Raw genomic sequence first — 20,278 nt, 5'->3', positions numbered from 1 at the left:
TTACATTCCGAACCCGGAAGCTAAGCCTTACAGCGCCGATGGTACTGCAGGGGGGACCCTGTGGGAGAGTAGGACGCCGCCGAACAATTTTTGGGGAAACCCCGCATCTTCGGATGCGGGGTTTTCTGCGTTTAGGGTGCAATGCAAGAGCCCTCCTCTCAGGGGGCCCTTGATTGCTAGAGGCGTCCGGCTGCCTTGAGTGCCAAGTAGGCGTCCGCCAATGCCGGCGCCAGGTCCTCCGGAGTGGCGTCCACGACCGTGACGCCGTTGCGGCGGAGTTGTTCCGCGGTGCGGTGTCGTTCCGACTGGGACTGGGCGGCTGCGGCGGCCTCGTAGACCGCGTCGATATGTCCTCGGGCCTTGGCCATGTCACTGATGTGCGGGTCCGCCACTGAAGCCAGCAGAACCGTGTGGCGTTGCGTGAGCTGAGGCAGGACGGGAAGCAGGCCCTCTTCGATGGGGGCCGCGTCCAGAGTCGTGAGAAGGACGATCAGTGAGCGACGGGGAGACGTCCGCAGGGCGGTGGCCGTCAGGCCCCGGGCATTCGTTTCGACGAGCTCGGGCTCCAGCGTGGCCATCGCGTTGACCAGAGCGGGAAGGACGTCACCCGCCGTGCGGCCCTGGACGAGGGTTCGGACCTGCCGGTCGTAGGCCAGGAGATCCACGCGGTCCCCGGCGCGGGAGGCGAGAGCCGCGAGGAGGAGGGCCGCGTCCATGGAGGCGTCGAGGCGGGGCGCGTCACCCACGCGGCCGGCCGACGTGCGGCCGGTGTCGAGGACCAGCAGGATGTGGCGGTCACGCTCGGGGCGCCAGGTGCGTACGGCGACCGTGGTCTGGCGGGCCGTGGCGCGCCAGTCGATGGAGCGGGTGTCGTCACCGGGGACGTACTCACGCAAGCTGTCGAACTCGGTGCCCTCGCCGCGGGTGAGGACGCTGGTGCGGCCGTCCAGTTCGCGCAGGCGTGCCAGTTTCGAGGGCAGGTGCTTGCGGCTGGTGAACGGAGGCAGGACGCGCACGGTCCAGGGCGCCCTGTGGGTGCCCTGGCGGGCGAAGAGGCCGAGGGGGCCGTACGAGCGGATGGTGACCCGGTCGGCCTGGCGGTCGCCCCGGCGGGTGGGGCGGAGGCGGGTCGTCACCCGGCGTCGTTCGCCCGGGGGGACCGTGAGGCGCTGGCGGGAGGCCGCCGTCTCCGTGCCGGGCTGCCAGCTGCTGGGCGGCCAGGCGTCGCGCAGCCGGGCGCGGAGGGGACGGCGGGACGGGTTGGTGACGGTGAGGGTCACGTCCGCCGTGTCGCCGAGGCGCACGGAGGTGTCGCCCGAGCGGGTCAGGCCCAGTCGGCGTACGGGGGCGGCCAGCGCGAAGTCGCAGGCGCAGGCCGCGGCCAGGGGAGCGTTGACCGCCAGGATGCCCGTCCAGCTGGGCTCCCAGATGCCGACGGGGAGGGAGCCCAGGGCCGCGAGGAGGGCGGCGCGTCCGGTGAGTGCCATCAGCGGGGGACGGGGACGTGGGCGAGGATCGCGTTGATGACGGAGTCGGCCGTCACTCCTTCCATCTCGGCCTCCGGGCGCAGTTGCACGCGGTGGCGGAGGGTGGGGAGGGCGAGGGCCTTCACGTCGTCGGGGATGACGTAGTCGCGGCCGGTCAGCCAGGCCCAGGCGCGGGCGGTGGCGAGGAGGGCCGTGGCGCCTCGGGGAGAGACGCCGAGGGTGAGGGACGGCGACTCCCGGGTGGCGCGGCAGATGTCGACGACGTAGGCGGTGATCTCGGGGGAGACGGTCGTCTTGGCGACCGCGGCCCGGGCCGCTTCCAGGTCGGCGGGGCCCGCCACGGGGCGTACGCCGGCGGCGTGGAGGTCGCGTGGGTTGAAGCCCTCGGCGTGGCGGGTGAGGACGTCGATCTCGTCCTGGCGGGAGGGGAGGGGGATGGTGAGTTTGAGGAGGAAGCGGTCCAGCTGGGCTTCCGGGAGGGGGTAGGTGCCCTCGTACTCGACGGGGTTCTGGGTCGCTGCGACCAGGAACGGGTCGGGCAGGGGGCGGGGGGTGCCGTCGACGGTGACCTGGCGTTCCTCCATGGCTTCGAGGAGGGACGACTGGGTCTTGGGGGGCGTGCGGTTGATCTCGTCGGCGAGGAGGAGGTTGGTGAAGACCGGGCCGGGCTGGAAGGAGAACTCGGCGCTGCGGGTGTCGTAGACCAGGGAGCCGGTCACGTCGCTCGGCATGAGGTCGGGGGTGAACTGGACGCGTTTGGTGTCGAGTTCGAGGGCGGAGGCGAGGGCGCGGACCAGGAGGGTCTTGGCCACGCCGGGGACGCCTTCGAGGAGGACGTGGCCGCGGCAGAGCAGGGCGACGACGAGACCGGTGACGGCGGGGTCCTGGCCGACCACGGCCTTGGCGATCTCGGCGCGCAGGGCCTCCAGGGCGTCTCGGGCGGTGCCCGGGTCCCCGGTCTGCCCGGCGTTGTCAGTGGTCGGGTCCATCATGGACGGCGTACCTCTCTTTCGAGGGCGTCGAGTCGGTCGGCGAGTGCGATGAGTGCTGCGTCGTCGCTGGGCGGGGGTCCGAAGAGGAGGGCGTGCAGGTCCTGGCCGTCGCCGTGGAAGTGGGCGGACAGGGCGGGGAGCAGGGCCTCGGGCGTGTGCGCCTGGGTGACGGGGACGCCGGTGAGGGGGGCGAGGCGGGTGCGGGTCGTGGAGCGAAGAGCGGTGGCCGCGCGGTCGCGGGCGTCGGTCTTGCGGTAGAGGCGGGCGCGGCCTTCGGCGGTTTCGGAGGCGCGGATCGCGACGGGGAGTTTTTCGGGCACGAGGGGGCCGAGTCGGCGTGCCCGCCACAGGGCGGCCAGGGCTGCGGCGATGAAGAGCTGCAGGGTGCCCCAGAGCCAGCCCGAGGGGAGCAGGTCGAAGAAGCTGCGTTCGTCGTCGGGGCTTGTGGCCGAGGTGTCCGAGAGCGAGGGGAGGTACCAGACCAGATGGGGGCGGGAGCCGAGGAGCTGGAGGGCGAGGGAGGCGTTGCCCTGCTCGTCGAGGCGGTCGTTGAGGAGGATGTCGGGGGCGCCGAGGGCGATGGTGTCGCCGTTGCCTTTCGCGTCGGGGATGCGCAGCAGGGTGGCCAGGCGTTCGCTGGGGTAGCAGGTGTCGGCGCCGAGGTGGGTGGTGCTGTAGCGGACGCCGCCTGTGTCGGCGGTGCCGGCGCGCCGGGCGGCGGGCAGGGCGCAGTCGGGGGCGAGCGTCGAGTCGAGGCTGGTGGCGGGGTCGGCGGTGACTCCGGGTGCGAGCCGTTCGATGGAGGCGCTGCCGGAGGCGACCAGGACGGTGCGGCCGTGGGACGCGGCGAACGCGGCGCGCAGGCGGGTTTGTTGACTGGGCGTCAACAGGTCGGGGACGGCGACCAGAAGGGTCGTGTCCGGGCCGGCCGCGGCGGCTGCTGCGTCGAGGGTGGTGACCACGCGGGTGTCCACGCCCCGGTCGGCGAGGAGTTCGGCGATGGCGCGGCTGCCGCCCGGGTCGGCGGAGCGCGGGTCGAGTTCGCCGTGGCGGGCGTCGGAGCGGATGACGGCGATGGCGACGGCCCCCGCGAGGAGTACGACGAGGGCGAGGGCGATGCCGCGCGCGCGGGTCCACACCTGGCGGGCGGTGGGCGAGGCCGAGGTGGACGTGAGGGTGGCCTCGGTGGTCATTCGGCGGCTCCCTGGTGGGTGTGGGGGGCCGTGGCGGCGCTGCTCGTCGCGAGTTGGGGTTTGCTGCGTTCCAGGTCGCGGTCGAGTTCGGCGATGCGATGGTACGACTCTTCGGTCGCCGAGCGGCCTCCGTACGTCACGTCGTCGAAGTCGCGGGCGGCGGTGCGCAGTCGGTCGGTGTGGGCGGGCAGGGCGCGGCCCGCTTCGGCTGCGGCCTCGTCGGCGGTGCGGCCGGGACGGACGTCGAGGAGGGCGCGTTCCTCCAGGGCGCGGACGAGGGCGCGCATGCGTTCCTGGACGGCTTGGCTCCAGTGGCCCTGGGCGGCGTGTGCCTCGGCGGCGGCGCGGTGGTCGGCGGCGCTGCGGGGGCGGTCGTCGAACAGGGTTGCCGACGAGGTGGGCCGGCGGCGGGGGGTGCCCAGGCGCCACCACAGCGCGGCCAGGACGGCGACGACGGCCAGGACGACCACGACCAGGCCCATGGTGCCGCCGGGGGTGGCGTCCGAGGCGGCGTTGAGGAGTTTGCCGAGCCACTCCCAGAAGGCGTCGAGGGCGCGCTGGAAGAGGCTGGGGTCGTTCTCGTGGTACATCCGCTTGGACAGTTCGCGTCGGGCCGCCTCGCGTGCGGGGTCGCGCGGTGTGGTGAGGGGCGGCTCGTCCGCGGAGCGGGCCGATGACAGCAGGGTGTGGTCGTGGGCGCTGAGCAGCGTCCGTATGCCGGCGCGTGGCAGCGCCGTGGTGAGAAGTTCCCCCGCGCGGCTCACCGCATCAGCTCCCCGGGGTGGCGCCGGGGGCGGGGGCGCCGTAGCCCTGGACGCCGGCGGCGCGGGCCAGTTCGAGGTCGAGGGCCTCGCGGCGGATGCGCTGGTCGATGTACAGGAGCACGGTGACGCCCGCCGTGATCGGGAACGTGATCATGGAGCCGATCACCGATCCGATGCCGCTGACGATGAGGAACGTCCAGCCGAGGCTGCCGACCCCGGTGTTGAGCCAGCCGGTGAGGCCGTCGCCGCTGAGGGCCGCGGCGAGCAGGGTGAACGGGATGACGATGATCGAGGCGACGACGTTCGCGATGAGCGTGGCGAGCAGCTGGATGCCGAAGATCCGCCACCAGGTGCCCTGGACGAGCTTCGCGGAGCGGCTGAGGGCCTTCTTGATGCCCTGCTTCTCCAGCATGAGGGCGGGAGAGGCGAGGGAGAAGCGGATCATCAGCCACAGGGCGACGATGCCGGCGCCGATGACCCCCAGGACGGTGAGGCCGACGCCCGCGGCGCCGTTCACGGCGAGGCCGACGAGGATGCCGGGCAGGGTGCCGACGGTGACGATGCCGGCGGTGATGAGCAGCAACAGGCAGATCAGGCCGAACAGTTTGAGGACCTGGGGCCGGGCGTCCCGCCAGGCCTCGCCGATGGTCACGGACTTGCCGAGTACGGCGCGGCTGGTGACGGTGGTGAGCAGCGCGGTCGCGATGACGGTGCCGACCAGGGAGATGACGAAGACGACGGTGGAGTTGAGCAGGGCGTCGCCCATGGCGCGGCTCAGCTCGCTGACGCTGGCGCTGGGGTCGTTGAGGGCGTCGGTGCTGGTGTCGTCCAGGACCAGGCCCTGGAACAGGACGACGATGACCTCGGTGAGGACGGCGACGGTCAGCGAGATGCCCAGGACCGTGCGCCAGTAGGTGCGCATGGTGGACACGGCGCCGTCGAGGATCTCGCCCACGCCGAGCGGGCGGAGCGGGATGACCCCGGGCTTGGCGGCGGGCGGGGGGCCGCCCCAGCCGCCACCCCAGCCGCCGGGGCGTCCGGGGGTGCCGTATCCGCCGTGGCCTGCCGGTCCGTATCCGCCGGGGGGCCGGCTGCCCCAGCCCGGGCCGGGGGGCGGGGGCGGGGGTGCCTGGCCGGGGGCGGCCGGGCCGCTGGGGGCGGACCACTGGGCCGGGGGCGGCTGCTCCTTGGACCACTGCGGGCCCGGGGTCTGCGGGGCCTGGGCCGGCTGGTCCGCGGGCTGCGCGGGGGCGGGGCGGTCGGTGGGCTCGGCAGGGCCGGACTGGTCCGGCTTCTGTCCGTCGGACGGGGCGGATCCGGGCGAGGCCCAGCCCGGAGTGTCGTTCATCGTCGCTCCTTCACGGTGCCCGTCCGCGGTCGCGGCGGCAGCTTGGCAGCCATCGTGCCATGGGGTGGTCTTGGAGTGACCGGCCGCGGTATGGGCTGCGTACCTTCAATTGTCCGCGCGATTAGGGGCAGACTGACGGCATGGCTGATCAGTACGCGCACAGCGGCGATGACAAGCGGCCGACCGAGATCCCGGCGATCCGCTGGGAAGAGCCACCGGAGGGTCCTGTTCTGGTCCTGCTGGACCAGACGAGGCTGCCGGCCGAGGAGGTCGAACTGGTCTGTACGGATGCGCCCGCGCTCGTGGAGGCGATCCGCTCGCTGGCGGTGCGCGGGGCGCCGCTGCTCGGCATCGCGGGGGCGTACGGCGTCGCGCTCGCCGCCGTGCGGGGCTTCGACGTGGACGAGGCGGCGGCCGCGCTGGCGGGTGCCCGGCCGACCGCGGTGAACCTGGCCGTGGGGGTGCGCCGGGCGCAGTCGGCACACGAGGAGGCGCTCGCCAAGGGCGGTGACGACCGGCAGGCGGCCGCGGCGGCGCTGGCGGCGGCGCGGCAGTTGCACCGGGAGGACGCCGAGGCCAGCGGCCGGATGGCCGAGCACGGGGTGGCGCTGCTCGACGAGCTGCTGCCCGGCGGCGGGCATCGGATCCTCACCCACTGCAACACCGGTTCGCTGGTGTCGGGCGGGGAGGGGACGGCGTTCGCGGTGGCGCTCGCGGCGCACCGGGCGGGGCGGCTGCGGCGGCTGTGGGTGGACGAGACGCGGCCGTTGCTGCAGGGCGCTCGCCTGACGGCGTACGAGGCGGCCCGCAGCGGGATGGCGTACACGCTGCTCACCGACAACGCGGCGGGGTCCCTGTTCGCCGCCGGGGAGGTGGACGCGGTGCTGATCGGGGCGGACCGCATCACGGCGGACGGCTCGGTGGCCAACAAGGTGGGGAGTTATCCGCTGGCGGTGCTGGCGCGGTACCACCATGTGCCGTTCATCGTGGTGGCGCCGGTGACGACGGTGGACCTGGAGACGCCGGACGGGGCGTCCGTCGAGGTCGAGCAGCGGCCCGGGCACGAGGTGACCGAGGTGACGGCGCCGCAGGTGCCGGTGGCGGGTGCGGAGGCGGGCGGGGGCATTCCGGTGGCGCCGCTGGGGACGCAGGCGTACAACCCGGCGTTCGACGTGACTCCGCCGGAGCTCGTGACGGCGATCGTCACGGAGGAGGGTGTCGTGTCGCCGGTGACGGCCGAGGCGCTCGCGCAGGTGTGTGCGCGGTCCCGCGGGGTGGCCGCGGGCTGAGCCGGGCGGTGCCGGGGTCACGGAGGGTGTGCGGGGCGCAGGCGGGCTCCGGGCGCCCTCTCCCCGGCTCCGGCGCCCGGAATCGGGCGGGCCGCGCTCCGAGGGTGGATCATCCGCGGGCGGGCGAGGGCAGACAGTAGCGCTTGCTGCGACTATGGTCACTGGCCGGTGACCTACCTCACCACTACCTTCGCCACTGTTATGAGAATGGGATGATGTCGTTTATGAAGGGACGAGTCCTTGTCGTCGACGACGACACCGCACTGGCCGAGATGCTCGGCATTGTGCTGCGTGGTGAGGGTTTCGAGCCGTCGTTCGTGGCTGACGGTGACAAGGCGCTGGCCGCGTTCCGTGAGGCCAAGCCGGATCTGGTGCTGCTCGATCTGATGCTGCCCGGTCGGGACGGCATCGAGGTGTGCCGCCTGATCAGGGCCGAGTCGGGCGTGCCGATCGTGATGCTGACGGCGAAGAGCGACACCGTCGACGTGGTCGTGGGCCTGGAATCGGGCGCCGACGACTACATCGTGAAGCCGTTCAAGCCGAAGGAGCTGGTGGCCCGGATCCGGGCGCGGCTCAGGAGGTCGGAGGAGCCCGCTCCGGAGCAGCTGGCCATCGGTGACCTGGTCATCGATGTGGCGGGGCACTCCGTGAAGCGGGACGGGCAGTCGATCGCGCTGACGCCGCTGGAGTTCGACCTGCTGGTCGCGCTCGCCCGCAAGCCGTGGCAGGTGTTCACGCGCGAGGTGCTGCTGGAGCAGGTCTGGGGCTACCGGCACGCGGCGGACACGCGGCTGGTCAACGTCCATGTGCAGCGGCTGCGCTCCAAGGTCGAGAAGGACCCGGAGAAGCCGGAGATCGTGGTGACCGTCCGTGGCGTCGGATACAAGGCAGGGCCGAGCTGACATGTCCGGCGACAGTGCCGCTTCGGCGCCCGGCCGGTCCGGGGCCCGCTCGGGGCGGCCTGTCCGGCGGAAGAGGTCCGGCTCCCGCTGGGGGCGGTTCCTGGAGGGCGGGCTGCTGCTCCAGGGCGGAGTGCAGGGCAGCCCGGTCATCCGCCTGTTCATGCGGTGGGTGCGCAGGCCGCTGCTGCCCGTCATGCGGCTGTGGCGGCGCAACATCCAGCTCAAGGTCGTCGCGACGACGCTGCTGATGTCGCTGGGTGTGGTGCTGCTGCTGGGCTTCGTCGTCATCGGGCAGGTGCGCAACGGCCTGCTGGACGCGAAGGTGAAGGCGTCGCAGAGCCAGGCCACGGGCGGTTTCGCGGTGGCCAAGCAGCGCGCCGACGAGGCGGCGAGCGGCACCGGCGACGACGTCGCCACGGCGGACGGCCGGCCCGCGCAGAACGTCATCCAGTGGATGAGCGACCTCGTCTCGTCCCTGTCCAGCGGCGGCCAGGGCGCCTTCGACGTGGTCACACTCCCGGCCTCGGACACCGACGGCACCGGCGGGCGCGGGCCGCGTGCCTCGGGCGAGGTGAACTGGAGCAGGAGCGTGCCCGCCGACCTGCGCGAGCGGATCGGCAGCAGCACGACGGCCGCGCAGAGCTACACGCGCATCGTCTACAACAACCGGACCCAGGACTCCCAGCCGGGCCTCGTCATCGGCAAGCAGGTCAACGACCCCAACGGGGATCCGTACCAGCTGTACTACCTCTTCCCGCTCACCCAGGAGGAGAAGTCGCTGAGCCTGGTCAAGGGCACGCTGGCGACGGCCGGGCTGTTCGTCGTCGTCCTGCTCGGGGCCATCGCGTGGCTCGTGGTGCGGCAGGTCGTCACGCCGGTGCGGATGGCGGCGGGGATCGCCGAGCGGCTGTCGGCCGGGCGGCTCCAGGAACGTATGAAGGTCACCGGCGAGGACGACATCGCCCGGCTCGGCGAGGCCTTCAACAAGATGGCGCAGAACCTCCAGTTGAAGATCAGCCAGCTGGAGGACCTGTCGCGGATGCAGCGCCGGTTCGTCTCCGACGTGTCGCACGAGCTGCGTACGCCGCTGACGACCGTACGGATGGCGGCGGACGTCATCCACGAGGCGCGTGTGGACTTCGACCCGGTGACCGCGCGGTCGGCGGAGCTGCTCGCCGACCAGCTGGACCGGTTCGAGTCGCTGCTCGCGGACCTGCTGGAGATCAGCCGGTTCGACGCGGGCGCCGCGGCGCTGGAGGCGGAGCCGATAGACCTCAGGAACGTCGTACGGCGGGTGGTCAGCGGGGCCGAGCCGCTCGCGGAGCGCAAGGGCACCCGGATCCGGGTCCTGGGCGATCAGCAGCCCGTGGTCGCCGAGGCCGATGCCCGGCGCGTGGAGCGGGTGCTGCGCAACCTCGTCGTCAACGCGGTGGAGCACGGCGAGGGCAAGGACGTCGTCGTCAAGCTGGCCGCGGCGGGCGGTGCGGTCGCTGTGGCGGTGCGGGACTACGGGGTCGGGCTCAAGCCGGGCGAGGCGACCCGGGTGTTCAGCCGCTTCTGGCGGGCGGACCCGGCTCGGGCGCGTACCACCGGTGGCACGGGGCTGGGGCTGTCCATCGCCCTGGAGGACGCGCGGCTGCACGGCGGCTGGCTGCAGGCGTGGGGCGAGCCGGGCGGCGGCTCCCAGTTCCGGCTGACGCTGCCCAGGACCGCCGACGAGCCGCTACGCGGGTCCCCGATACCGCTGGAGCCCAAGGACTCACGGCGCAACCGGGGTCTCGACGACGCCGGGCTGCCGTGCGGCGGGGACGGCGAGAAGCGGGCGACCGTACCGGCGCAGCCGGTGAGCGGGCCGGTGCCGCAGGGGGCGAAGCGGGATCCGATACCGCCGCGTGTCGCTCCGACGGCGGACCCGACGGCCCTGCCCGGCAACGGTTCGCGGGTGGTGCCCAGGCCCGCCTCGGGCACGCGGCGGGCCGACGACTCGGGCACGCGGCGGGCCGACGAAACGTCCGGGGCGGAGGATCCGGGTCCCGGCGGGACGGCCGGCGGCCATGAGGAGGCCCGTCGTGACGCGGGTGCCGGAGGCCGTGTGGTGGCCCGGCGTGACGCGGATGCCGGAGGCCGTGAGGGGGCCGTGGGCGACGGGGGCGCCGGGGGCCGCCCTGAGGGGGCCGTGCGTGATGAGGCCGCCGGGGGCCGTGAGGAGGCGCTGGGTGACGAGGGTGCCGGTGGCCGGGCCGTGACGGGGCCGGTGGTGAACGGGCCGCGGGACGGGCACGACGGGGCCGGGGGCCCTGGCGGCCGTCGGAACGGGCCGGGGAACGTGGACAGGCAAGGGGAGGCATCTCGTGGGCGCTGACCGCGAGGGGCGCGGCCGGCGCAGGCCCGCGCGCGTGATGGCGTACGCCGCCGGTGGCGTCCTGGTGCTGGCGGGGTGTGCCTCGATGCCGGACAGCGGGGATCTGCGCGGCGTGGAGTCCACACCGCGCCAGGAGACCCAGGTGCGGGTGTTCGCCGTGCCGCCGGGGGAGGACGCGCCGCCCTCGGAGATCGTGCAGGGCTTCCTCGAGGCGCTCACCAGCGACGATCCGCACTACAAGACCGCCCGTCAGTACCTGACCGGCGAGGCCGCGAAGACCTGGCGGCCCGAGGCGTCCGCCACGGTGCTGACCGACGGGCCGGGCGCCAAGCCGGAGGCGGGCGGCGGCGGCGAGGACACCGGCGAGATCTCGTACACGCTGACCGGCACCAAGGTCGCCACCGTGGACGCCCAGCAGGCGTACGCGCCGGCGACCGGGGCGTACGGCAGGAGCGTGCACCTGACCCAGGACGCCAAGCGGCAGTGGCGGATCGACGCGCTGCCGCAGGGCGTCGTCATGGGCGAGTCGGACTTCCAGCGCAACTACATGTCCGTCAGCAAGTACTACTTCGCCTCGAACACCGCTGCGGCCGGGTCGAAGGCCCAGCCCAGCGCGGTCGCCGACCCCGTGTACGTGCGCCGGCGCGTGGAGCCCATGACGCAGATGGTGAACTCCCTGCTCAAGGGGCCCACGCGATGGCTCGGGCCGGTGGTCAGGTCGAGCTTCCCCACCGGTACGGCACTGGCGAAGGACGCAGGCGCGCTGGCACCGGACGACCGCAACCGGCTGTCGGTCCCGCTCAACGACAAGGCCGCCGGCATCGGCGCGAACCGGTGCCGGGAGATGGCCGCCCAGATCCTGTTCACGCTGCGCAACCTCAGCCCGGCCGTGGACGAGGTGGGGCTGCGGGCCGGCGGGGCGGAGCTGTGCTCCCTCACGCAGGCGGGGGCCGACGCAGCGGCGACGAGGAGCTCGGCGCGCCACCCCGACTACCTGTACTTCGTGGACGGCAAGCACCGGCTCGTCCGGATCCCGGCGGGCAGCAGCGGCACCAAGCCGGACCCGGCGCCCGGGGCGCTCGGCGACGGCGAAACGGCGCTGCGGTCGGTGGCGGTCTCGCGCGACGAGCACACCGCGGCGGGCGTCAGCCTCGACGGCAAGTCGCTGTACGTGGGTTCGCTGGTCTCGGGCGGTTCGCTGGGCGACCCGCTGCTGCGCAGCAGTGGCCCGGCCGAGAAGGACCGGCTGACGACGCCCAGCTGGGACGCGGACGACGGCCTGTGGGTGGCCGACCGCGATCCCGACGACCCCCGGCTGCTCTTCTTCCAGGAGGGCAAGGGCGACCCGGTCCAGGTGCGCATGCCCCACCTGGACGGACGGATCCAGTCCGTGCGGGTGGCCGCCGACGGGGTGCGGATCGCGCTGGTCGTGGAGAAGAGCGGCAAGAAGACCCTGCTCGTCGGCCTCATCGAGCGGGACGAGACGTCCGGTGCGGAGCCGACCGTCAGCGTCGCCGAACTGCGCTCCGCGACGCCGGAGTTGGAGGAGGTCACCACCATGTCCTGGGCCGGGGACAGCCGGCTCGTGGTGGTCGGGCGCGAGCACGGCGGTGTGGAGCAGATGCGGTACGTCCAGGTCGACGGCTCGACGCCGGACGTGCCGGCCCCCGCGGCCCTGACGGGGGTCAAGGAGGTCACCGCCGCCGAGGACGACCAGCTGCCGCTGGTGGCGTACTCGGTGGACGGCATCGTCCGCCTGCCGTCGGGCGAGCAGTGGCAGAAGGTGACGGAGGGGACGGCGCCGGTCTATCCGGGGTGAGGCGAGGTCGCCCCGGCGGCAGGCGCGGCTGGGGTGGACCGGGTGCGGGCGGCCGCTCTCGCGAGATCGGGTCTCGTCGGGGGTGGCCGTCGGCGTGTCCGGGGGTGGTGACGCTTTCCGCGCGTGCCGCCTGAGACAGTGCCGGGCGGGTTGTCACGAGAGTGCGGAGGGCGTCGCTCGTGTGGGGGATGCGCTGGTGGCGGGGCGACTGGTTGTCCACAGGCCGGTTGTCCACAGGGGTGGCCGGGTCCGGCCCGGGGCGGCACAGTGGTGGGCATGCGGGGGTGGTGGCGGGACCTCGGCGACCTGGTGCTGCCGGGCGAGTGCGGAGGCTGCGGGGCGCCGCGTACGGTGCTGTGCGCGCGGTGCCGTGCGGTGCTGGGCGGGGGAGCGGCGCAGCGGGTGCGGCCGGTGCCGGAGCCGCCCGGGCTGCCTCGGGTGCACGCGGCCGGGCGGTACGCCGACGAGGTCCGGGCGACGCTGCTGGCCCACAAGGAACGGGGCGCCCTGGCGCTCGCGGGGCCGCTCGGGGCGGCGCTGGCGGGAGCCGTGCTCGCGGGGCTCCGGGACGCCTCCGCCCTGGCGGGGGCCGAGGTCGCGTGGCCCCGGGGCGGCAGGGTCCCGGTGCTGCTCGTGCCGGTGCCGTCCGGGCGGCGGGCGGTGCGGGCCAGGGGGCATGATCCGGCGCGGCGGATCGCGCTGGCGGCGGCGGGCGAGTTGCGGCGGCGGGGCCTCTCGGCCCGGGTGGCCGGCGTGCTGCGGCAGCGACGGGCCGTGGCCGACCAGGCGGGGCTCAACTCCCGTCAGCGACTGGCCAATCTCGCGGGCGCGCTGGCGGTGGCGCCCGCAGGGGTCCGGCTGCTCCGCGGCGGTGCGGTCGTCCTCGTCGACGACGTGATGACCACGGGTGCGTCCCTGGCGGAGGCCGCGCGAGCCGTACGGGCGGCTTCGCACGCGCCAGGGCTGTCCGCGGGGGCGACGGGGCCGATTCGGAACGATGCGTGCACTTCGGCCGTGTACGGGGGAGAGACGTGGGAAAGCAGAGAGGAACAGAACGTCGGATCAAGGCGAGAGAGGACGGGCCGGCGGCCCGCCCGGCAGGTGAATGCGGGTGCGGTCGCCGGCGACGGAGTGATCGGCGTGGTGTGTGCGGCGGTGGTCGCGGCATCGCCGGACTCTTTCGAAATAAACCGGAACTGATTGAGATCTTGTGTCGTTGCAGGTAACGAGAGGGCCTTTTCACCTGAACGGAGGTACGCCGCAGTAGAGGGTGACGACATCCGGCCGGGCGAGATATGTTCGGTTGAGAGGGAAAGCCGCAGGCCACACCTCTTCAATCCGAATGCCGTACTGCGGGTTTTTTCAGCACTCGCAACGGGGGAGTTGGAGATCTCGCTCTCGGGGGAGGAGGTGGAAGTCACCGCGAGTCCGAGGTTCCGGGACTCACCGGAGCCTGGTGCAAAAGGGAGACGCTCCGCATCGAGGCGGAGCGATCCGGGAACGGAGTTCTGCGTGGACATCGTCGTCAAGGGCCGCAAGACCGAGGTGCCCGAGCGGTTCCGGAAGCACGTGGCCGAGAAGCTGAAGCTGGAGAAGATCCAGAAGCTCGACGGCAAGGTGATCAGCCTCGACGTCGAGGTGTCCAAGGAGCCGAATCCCCGGCAGGCCGACCGCTGTGACCGAGTGGAGATCACGCTCCGCTCCCGCGGCCCGGTGATCCGGGCGGAGGCAGCGGCGAGTGATCCGTACGCGGCGCTCGACCTGGCGGCGGAGAAGCTGGAAGCCCGGCTGCGCAGGCAGCACGACAAGCGGTACTCGCGCCGTGGCGCGCGCCGGATCCCCGCCGCCGAGGTCGCCGACCACGTGCCGGGTGTCGCGACGCTCAACGGCAACGGCCTGGTGCCGTCCTCCGAGGAGGAGTCCGAGGCGGTACCCACGAAGAAGATCGGCTCGCTGGAAGTGCAGGGCGACGGTCCCATCGTCGTCCGCGAGAAGACCCACGTCGCAGCCCCCATGACGCTCGACCAGGCTCTCTACGAGATGGAGCTGGTCGGCCACGACTTCTATCTGTTCGTCGACTCCGAGACCAAGGAACCGAGTGTCGTCTACCGGCGGCACGCCTACGACTACGGCGTGATCCACCTCAGCACGGACACGATGGTCACCCAGGCGCATTCCCCCGACGCGGGCGGTGCGCTCGGCGGCTGACCGTGCCGGGTGACAGCGGAACAGGTGCCCCTGGAGCGCGTGTGCGCCCCCAGGGGCACCCCCGTGCGACCACGTGCGCCCCGCTCGGGCACCCCGGCGCCGTCCGGGCATGAAATCATGGCGGCCACGGCCCAACCGGTGGGTCGTTGCTCTGGGTTGGCGATGGCTCAGGACCTCAGGCCACAGCCTTCAGGGGGAGGAACGATGGCGGACAGTTTCGGACCGATGCGTGACGAGGATGCCGACGACGGCGTCGTCGGCATGGGCCCGGACTCGGGGACTCCCCGCAAGGAACCGATCAGAGTCCTCGTGGTGGACGACCACGCCTTGTTCCGCCGTGGCCTGGAGATCGTGCTCGCGGCCGAGGAGGACATCCAGGTGATCGGGGAGGCGGGTGACGGCGCCGAGGCCGTCGAGAAGGCCGCCGACCTGCTGCCCGACATCGTCCTGATGGACGTGCGGATGCCCAAGCGGGGCGGGATCGAGGCGTGCACCTCCATCAAGGAGGTGGCGCCCAGCGCCAAGATCATCATGCTGACGATCAGCGACGAGGAAGCCGATCTCTACGACGCCATCAAGGCGGGCGCGACCGGCTATCTCCTCAAGGAGATCTCCACGGACGAGGTCGCGACCGCCATCCGCGCGGTGGCCGACGGACAGTCCCAGATCAGCCCGTCCATGGCGTCGAAGCTCCTCACGGAGTTCAAGTCGATGATCCAGCGCACGGACGAACGGCGGCTGGTGCCCGCACCGCGCCTGACCGACCGTGAACTGGAAGTCCTCAAGCTCGTCGCCACGGGAATGAACAACCGGGACATCGCCAAGGAGTTGTTCATCTCCGAGAACACCGTGAAGAACCACGTCCGCAACATCCTGGAGAAACTGCAACTGCACTCCAGGATGGAAGCGGTGGTGTACGCGATGCGGGAGAAGATCCTCGAGATCCGCTAGGCGGGGTCTCAGCCGAGCACGCGAGTGAGCTCCCGGGCGAGGGGCTCGCGCAGGTCCGGCGAGTCGACCCGTTCGACGCGGACGTCGGTGCAGTCCACCCAGGTCGCCGCCTCGGCCAGGGCCTGGGCGACGGCCGGGACCGCCTTCGGGCCGTCGAGCGTGACCTGCTTGGCCACCAGTGTGCGGCCCTCACGGGCCGGGTCCACGCGGCCCACGAGACGCCCGCCGGCCAGCACCGGCATCGCGAAGTACCCGTACACGCGCTTCTGTTTGGGCACGTAGGCCTCCAGGCGGTGGGTGAAGCCGAAGATCCGCTCCGTGCGTGCCCGCTCCCAGATCAGGGAGTCGAAGGGCGACAGGAGCGTGGTGCGGTGGCGGCCGCGCGGGGGCGTCTCCAGAGCCGCGGGGTCGGCCCAGGCCGGCTTGCCCCAGCCCTCGACCCGCACCGGGACCAGGCCCGAGTCGGCGATCACGGCGTCGACCTGCTCACCCTTGAGACGGTGGTAGTCGGCGATGTCGGCGCGCGTACCGACCCCCAGGGAGCGGCCCGCCAGGCCCACCAGGCGGCGCAGGCACTCGGTGTCGTCCAGCTCGTCGTGGAGCAGCTCCTGCGGGACGGCGCGCTCGGCGAGGTCGTAGACGCGCTTCCAGCCGCGGCGCTCCACGCAGACCACCTCGCCGTACATCAGGGCGCGCTCGACGGCGACCTTGGAGCCGGACCAGTCCCACCAGTCGTTCGTCTTCTTCGCGCCGCCCAACTCCGTGGCGGTGAGGGGGCCCTCCGCGCGGAGCTGCTTGACGACCTGGTCGTAGGCGCCGTCGGGCAGTGCGTGGTTCCAGTGCGGGCGGTTGCGGTAGGCGCGGCGGCGGAAGGCGAAGTGGGGCCACTCCTCGATGGGCAGGATGCACGCGGCGTGGGACCAGTACTCGAAGGAGTGCGTGTCCCGCCAGTAGGCCTCCTCCACCGTCCCGCGGCCCACCGCGCCCAGGCGGGCGTACGGCACGAGTTCGTGGGAGCGCGCCAGGACCGAGATGGTGTCGAGCTGTACCGCGCCCAGGTGGCGGAGGACGCCGCGGACGCCGGAGCGCCGGTCGGGAGCACCGAGGAAGCCCTGGGCGCGGAGCGCGATCCTGCGGGCCTCGTCTGCGGAGAGTTCAGCGGTGGGGCGCGGGGTGGTCATGGTCGCAGCGTAGGGGGCGGGTCTGACAGTGCGGTCTGACCTGCGGGTCCGCCGGGCGGCCGGGCCGGTCAGCGGGCCGGCAGGTACGGGGCCGTCGACGGCAGACCCAGGTCCGAGGGGAGCAGGGACCCCACCCAGGTGTCCAGGCGGACTCCCTTGTTGTTGGTCGCGGAGCGCAGCGTGCCCTCGATCGTGAAGCCCGCTCGCTCCGCCACCGCGCGGGACGCCCGGTTGCCCACGGTCGCCCGCCACTCGACGCGGTCGATCGCGGCGTGCGTGAAGGCCCACCGGCACGCCGTGAGGGCGGCCTCGGTGACGTAGCCGTTGGCGCGGTGCCGCTTCGCCGCCCAGAAGCCGATCTCGCCCATGCCCAGGGCGCGCATGGTGATGCTGAGCATGCCCGCCAGCTCTCCGGAGTGCAGGAAGACGCCGAAGGTGAACATGGAGCCGTCCGCCCAGCCGTCCGGGACGAATTGTTCCGTGAAGCTCCTGGCGTGCTCACGCAGGTAGGGGGAGGGGATCGTGGTCCAGCGCTGGATCTCGGGGTCCTGGCAGGCGTCGTACACCGCGTCGGTGTCCTGCGCGCCCACCGTGCGCAGCACCAGACGGTCCGTGGTGAGGGTGACGGGGTCCATCGGCCGATTCTGCTCGGCGGCGGGCCACGGTGCCATCCCTTTGCGTTCGGTGAAGGAGTGATCACGCTTTGTGCAATTCGGTCCGGGGGTGCGGCACTATCCGGGGGCGCCGCACGTTGTCCCCTTTGAAGCAGGTGCATCAGATGTGAAGCAGCGGACGGTCGCCGTCGCGGCAGGCCCTCCCGGCGCGGCGGGGTCCTCGCATACGATGGCCGTTGCTCAGTAAGTCAAGTGGTAACCGACCGTCCCAGGCCCGACCGGCAAGGAGACCAACCCCCGTGTCCGTCCTCTCGAAGATCATGCGTGCAGGCGAAGGCAAGATCCTGCGCAAGCTGCACCGCATCGCGGACCAGGTCAACTCCATCGAAGAGGACTTCGTCGACCTCTCCGACGCCGAGCTGCGCGCCCTCACCGATGAGTACAAGCAGCGCTACGCCGACGGCGAGACCCTGGACGACCTGCTGCCCGAGGCGTTCGCCACCGTCCGCGAGGCCGCCAAGCGCGTCCTCGGCCAGCGTCACTACGACGTGCAGATGATGGGCGGCGCGGCCCTGCACATGGGGTACGTGGCCGAGATGAAGACCGGTGAGGGCAAGACCCTCGTCGGCACCCTGCCGGCGTACCTGAACGCACTGTCCGGCAAGGGCGTCCACATCATCACGGTCAACGACTACCTGGCCGAGCGCGACTCCGAGATGATGGGCCGCGTCCACCGGTTCCTGGGCCTCGAGGTCGGCTGCATCCTCGCCAACATGACGCCGGCTCAGCGCCGCGAGCAGTACGCCTGCGACATCACCTACGGCACGAACAACGAGTTCGGCTTCGACTACCTGCGCGACAACATGGCGTGGTCCCAGGACGAGCTCGTCCAGCGCGGCCACAACTTCGCCATCGTCGACGAGGTCGACTCGATCCTCATCGACGAGGCCCGTACGCCGCTGATCATCTCAGGCCCGGCCGACCAGGCCACGAAGTGGTACGGGGACTTCGCCAAGCTGGTGAAGCGCCTCAAGCGCGGCGAGGCCGGCCAGCCGCTCAAGGGCATCGAGGAGACCGGCGACTACGACGTCGACGAGAAGAAGCGCACGGTCGCCATCCACGAGTCCGGCGTCGCCAAGGTCGAGGACTGGCTGGGCATCGACAACCTCTACGAGTCGGTGAACACCCCTCTGGTGGGCTACCTGAACAACGCCATCAAGGCGAAGGAGCTCTTCAAGAAGGACAAGGACTACGTCATCATCGACGACGAGGTCATGATCGTCGACGAGCACACCGGACGTATCCTCGCCGGCCGCCGTTACAACGAGGGCATGCACCAGGCGATCGAGGCGAAGGAAGGGGTGCCGATCAAGGACGAGAACCAGACGCTCGCCACGATCACCCTCCAGAACTTCTTCCGCCTCTACAAGCGCCACGACCACAACGGCAAGGAACAGCCGGGTCTGTGCGGCATGACCGGTACGGCCATGACCGAGGCCGCCGAGTTCCACCAGATCTACAAGCTCGGCGTGGTGCCGATCCCGACCAACCGGCCGATGGTCCGCAAGGACCAGTCGGACCTGATCTACCGCACCGAGGTCGCCAAGTTCGAGGCGGTCGTCGACGACATCGAGGAGAAGCACCGCAAGGGCCAGCCGATCCTCGTCGGCACCACCTCCGTCGAGAAGTCCGAGTACCTCTCGCAGCAGCTCAGCAAGCGCGGCATCCAGCACGAGGTGCTCAACGCCAAGCAGCACGACCGTGAGGCGACGATCGTCGCCCAGGCCGGCCGCAAGGGCGCCGTCACGGTGGCCACCAACATGGCCGGCCGAGGTACGGACATCAAGCTCGGCGGCAACCCCGAGGACCTCGCCGAGGCGGAGCTGCGCCAGCGCGGCCTGGACCCCGAGGAGCACATCGAGGAGTGGGCGCACGCCCTGCCCGAGGCGCTGAAGCGGGCCGAGAAGGCCGTCCAGAACGAGAAGGACGAGGTCGAGAAGCTCGGCGGCCTCTACGTGCTGGGCACCGAGCGGCACGAGTCGCGGCGCATCGACAACCAGCTGCGTGGTCGTTCCGGCCGTCAGGGCGACCCGGGCGAGTCCCGGTTCTACCTCTCCCTCGGTGACGACCTGATGCGGCTGTTCAAGGCCCAGATGGTCGAGCGTGTGATGTCCATGGCGAACGTCCCGGACGACGTGCCGATCGAGAACAAGATGGTCACCCGCGCGATCGCCTCCGCCCAGTCGCAGGTGGAGCAGCAGAACTTCGAGACACGCAAGAACGTCCTCAAGTACGACGAGGTCCTCAACCGCCAGCGTGAGGTCATCTACGGCGAGCGCCGTCGCGTCCTGGAGGGCGAGGACCTGCACGAGCAGGTGCAGCACTTCATGGACGACACCATCGACGCGTACGTCCAGGCCGAGACCGCCGAGGGCTTCCCCGAGGACTGGGACCTCGACCGGCTGTGGGGCGCCTTCAAGCAGCTCTACCCGTGCAGTGTCACGATCGAGGAGCTGGAGGAGGCGGCCGGCGACCGGGCCGGTCTGACCGCCGAGTTCATCGGTGACTCCATCAAGGACGACATCCACGAGCAGTACGAGGCGCGTGAGGCGCAGCTCGGCTCCGAGATCATGCGTGAGCTGGAGCGCCGGGTCGTGCTGTCGGTCCTGGACCGCAAGTGGCGCGAGCACCTCTACGAGATGGACTACCTCCAGGAGGGCATCGGCCTGCGCGCGATGGCGCAGAAGGACCCGCTGGTCGAGTACCAGCGCGAGGGCTTCGACATGTTCACCGCGATGATGGAGGGCATCAAGGAGGAGTCCGTCGGCTACCTGTTCAACCTGGAGGTCCAGGTGGAGCAGCAGGTCGAGGAGGTCCCGGTCGAGGACACCAAGCCGGTGGCGGACCTGGAGAAGCACGACGCGGTGCCGGCGCAGGCGGGTTCCCGTCCGGAGATCCGTGCCAAGGGACTCGACGTCCCGCAGCGGCGCAACCTCCACTTCTCCGCGCCGACGGTCGACGGCGAGGGCGGCACCATCGAGGGCGACTTCACCGAGGACGGCGAGCCGGTGCGGTCCGAGGCCGACGGCCTGACGCGGGCGGAGCGGCGCAAGCAGGCGCGGGGCCGGGGTCGCCGCAAGAAGTGACGGTTGCCGCGTAGCGGCTGAA

At 71.9% G+C, this 20,278-nt stretch carries 15 protein-coding genes and 1 rRNA gene; 9 read left to right on the top strand and 7 right to left on the bottom strand.

Annotation, left to right across the window (positions count from 1 at the left end; genetic code table 11):
* A 5S ribosomal RNA gene (rrf, locus tag ACFV20_RS29145) occupies positions 1–85 on the top strand; the annotation flags it as partial.
* 91 nt (positions 86–176) lie between these two features.
* Here the strand turns inward: rrf and ACFV20_RS29140 are convergent.
* From ACFV20_RS29140 to ACFV20_RS29120, 5 genes are read right to left on the bottom strand one after another with little or no spacing between them, the layout of a single operon-like run.
* On the bottom strand, positions 177–1,487 hold the full coding sequence (locus ACFV20_RS29140) for a DUF58 domain-containing protein (protein WP_385661728.1): 1,311 nt from the start codon (positions 1,485–1,487) through the stop codon (positions 177–179).
* Positions 1,487–2,476: a MoxR family ATPase gene (locus tag ACFV20_RS29135; RefSeq protein WP_234850865.1), complete on the bottom strand. Its 990-nt coding sequence runs from the start codon at positions 2,474–2,476 to the stop codon at positions 1,487–1,489. The genes ACFV20_RS29140 and ACFV20_RS29135 overlap by 1 nt, the downstream gene beginning before the upstream one ends.
* Positions 2,476–3,672: a DUF4350 domain-containing protein gene (locus ACFV20_RS29130; RefSeq protein WP_385661724.1), complete on the bottom strand. Its 1,197-nt coding sequence runs from the start codon at positions 3,670–3,672 to the stop codon at positions 2,476–2,478. Before ACFV20_RS29130 ends, ACFV20_RS29135 begins: the two co-directional genes overlap by 1 nt.
* Entirely contained in the window at positions 3,669–4,436 is a 768-nt protein-coding gene (locus ACFV20_RS29125; protein ID WP_385661721.1) for a DUF4129 domain-containing protein, read from the bottom strand. The genes ACFV20_RS29130 and ACFV20_RS29125 overlap by 4 nt, the downstream gene beginning before the upstream one ends.
* Positions 4,437–4,440: 4 nt before the next feature.
* Positions 4,441–5,784 carry a hypothetical protein gene (locus ACFV20_RS29120; protein WP_385661718.1) on the bottom strand — a complete coding sequence of 448 codons (1,344 nt, stop codon included), beginning with the start codon at positions 5,782–5,784 and terminating at the stop codon, positions 4,441–4,443.
* Positions 5,785–5,924: 140 nt separating this feature from the next.
* On the opposite strand from ACFV20_RS29120, the gene mtnA reads away from it, so the two are divergent.
* The 7 genes from mtnA to ACFV20_RS29085 all read left to right on the top strand — a co-directional run bounded on the left by mtnA (position 5,925) and on the right by ACFV20_RS29085 (position 15,315).
* Positions 5,925–7,073, top strand: a complete 1,149-nt coding sequence (mtnA, locus tag ACFV20_RS29115; RefSeq protein WP_385661715.1) for an S-methyl-5-thioribose-1-phosphate isomerase — start codon at positions 5,925–5,927, stop codon at positions 7,071–7,073.
* Between the two features lie 212 nt (positions 7,074–7,285).
* Positions 7,286–7,975, top strand: coding sequence for a two-component system response regulator MtrA (gene mtrA, locus ACFV20_RS29110; RefSeq protein WP_009188938.1), 690 nt, complete (start codon positions 7,286–7,288; stop codon positions 7,973–7,975).
* Position 7,976: 1 nt separating this feature from the next.
* Complete coding sequence (mtrB, locus tag ACFV20_RS29105) at positions 7,977–10,337, top strand: MtrAB system histidine kinase MtrB (protein ID WP_385661710.1); 2,361 nt, start codon at positions 7,977–7,979, stop codon at positions 10,335–10,337.
* Positions 10,327–12,156: an LpqB family beta-propeller domain-containing protein gene (locus tag ACFV20_RS29100; RefSeq protein WP_385661707.1), complete on the top strand. Its 1,830-nt coding sequence runs from the start codon at positions 10,327–10,329 to the stop codon at positions 12,154–12,156. The genes mtrB and ACFV20_RS29100 overlap by 11 nt, the downstream gene beginning before the upstream one ends.
* 276 nt (positions 12,157–12,432) lie before the next feature.
* Positions 12,433–13,356: a ComF family protein gene (locus ACFV20_RS29095; RefSeq protein WP_385661704.1), complete on the top strand. Its 924-nt coding sequence runs from the start codon at positions 12,433–12,435 to the stop codon at positions 13,354–13,356.
* Positions 13,357–13,668: 312 nt separating this feature from the next.
* Positions 13,669–14,364 (top strand): ribosome hibernation-promoting factor, HPF/YfiA family, encoded by a 696-nt coding sequence (hpf, locus tag ACFV20_RS29090; RefSeq protein WP_385661701.1) that lies wholly within the window; start codon positions 13,669–13,671, stop codon positions 14,362–14,364.
* 204 nt (positions 14,365–14,568) lie between these two features.
* On the top strand, positions 14,569–15,315 hold the full coding sequence (locus ACFV20_RS29085) for a response regulator transcription factor (RefSeq protein ID WP_107455305.1): 747 nt from the start codon (positions 14,569–14,571) through the stop codon (positions 15,313–15,315).
* An 8-nt stretch (positions 15,316–15,323) separates the two neighbouring features.
* On the opposite strand, the gene ACFV20_RS29080 is transcribed toward ACFV20_RS29085, so the two are convergent.
* Together ACFV20_RS29080 and ACFV20_RS29075 are read right to left on the bottom strand one after the other, a co-directional pair.
* Positions 15,324–16,496, bottom strand: a complete 1,173-nt coding sequence (locus ACFV20_RS29080) for a winged helix-turn-helix domain-containing protein (protein WP_385661698.1) — start codon at positions 16,494–16,496, stop codon at positions 15,324–15,326.
* 68 nt (positions 16,497–16,564) lie between these two features.
* Positions 16,565–17,131 (bottom strand): GNAT family N-acetyltransferase, encoded by a 567-nt coding sequence (locus ACFV20_RS29075; protein WP_385661695.1) that lies wholly within the window; start codon positions 17,129–17,131, stop codon positions 16,565–16,567.
* Between the two features lie 278 nt (positions 17,132–17,409).
* On the opposite strand from ACFV20_RS29075, the gene secA reads away from it, so the two are divergent.
* Positions 17,410–20,256, top strand: coding sequence for a preprotein translocase subunit SecA (gene secA / locus ACFV20_RS29070; protein WP_385661693.1), 2,847 nt, complete (start codon positions 17,410–17,412; stop codon positions 20,254–20,256).
* Positions 20,257–20,278: the final 22 nt, after the last annotated feature.

The sequence above is a fragment of the Streptomyces sp. NPDC059696 genome (genome assembly GCF_042733745.1).
GTDB lineage: Bacteria > Actinomycetota > Actinomycetes > Streptomycetales > Streptomycetaceae > Streptomyces.
This window is presented reverse-complemented; position numbering and strand designations above follow the sequence as displayed.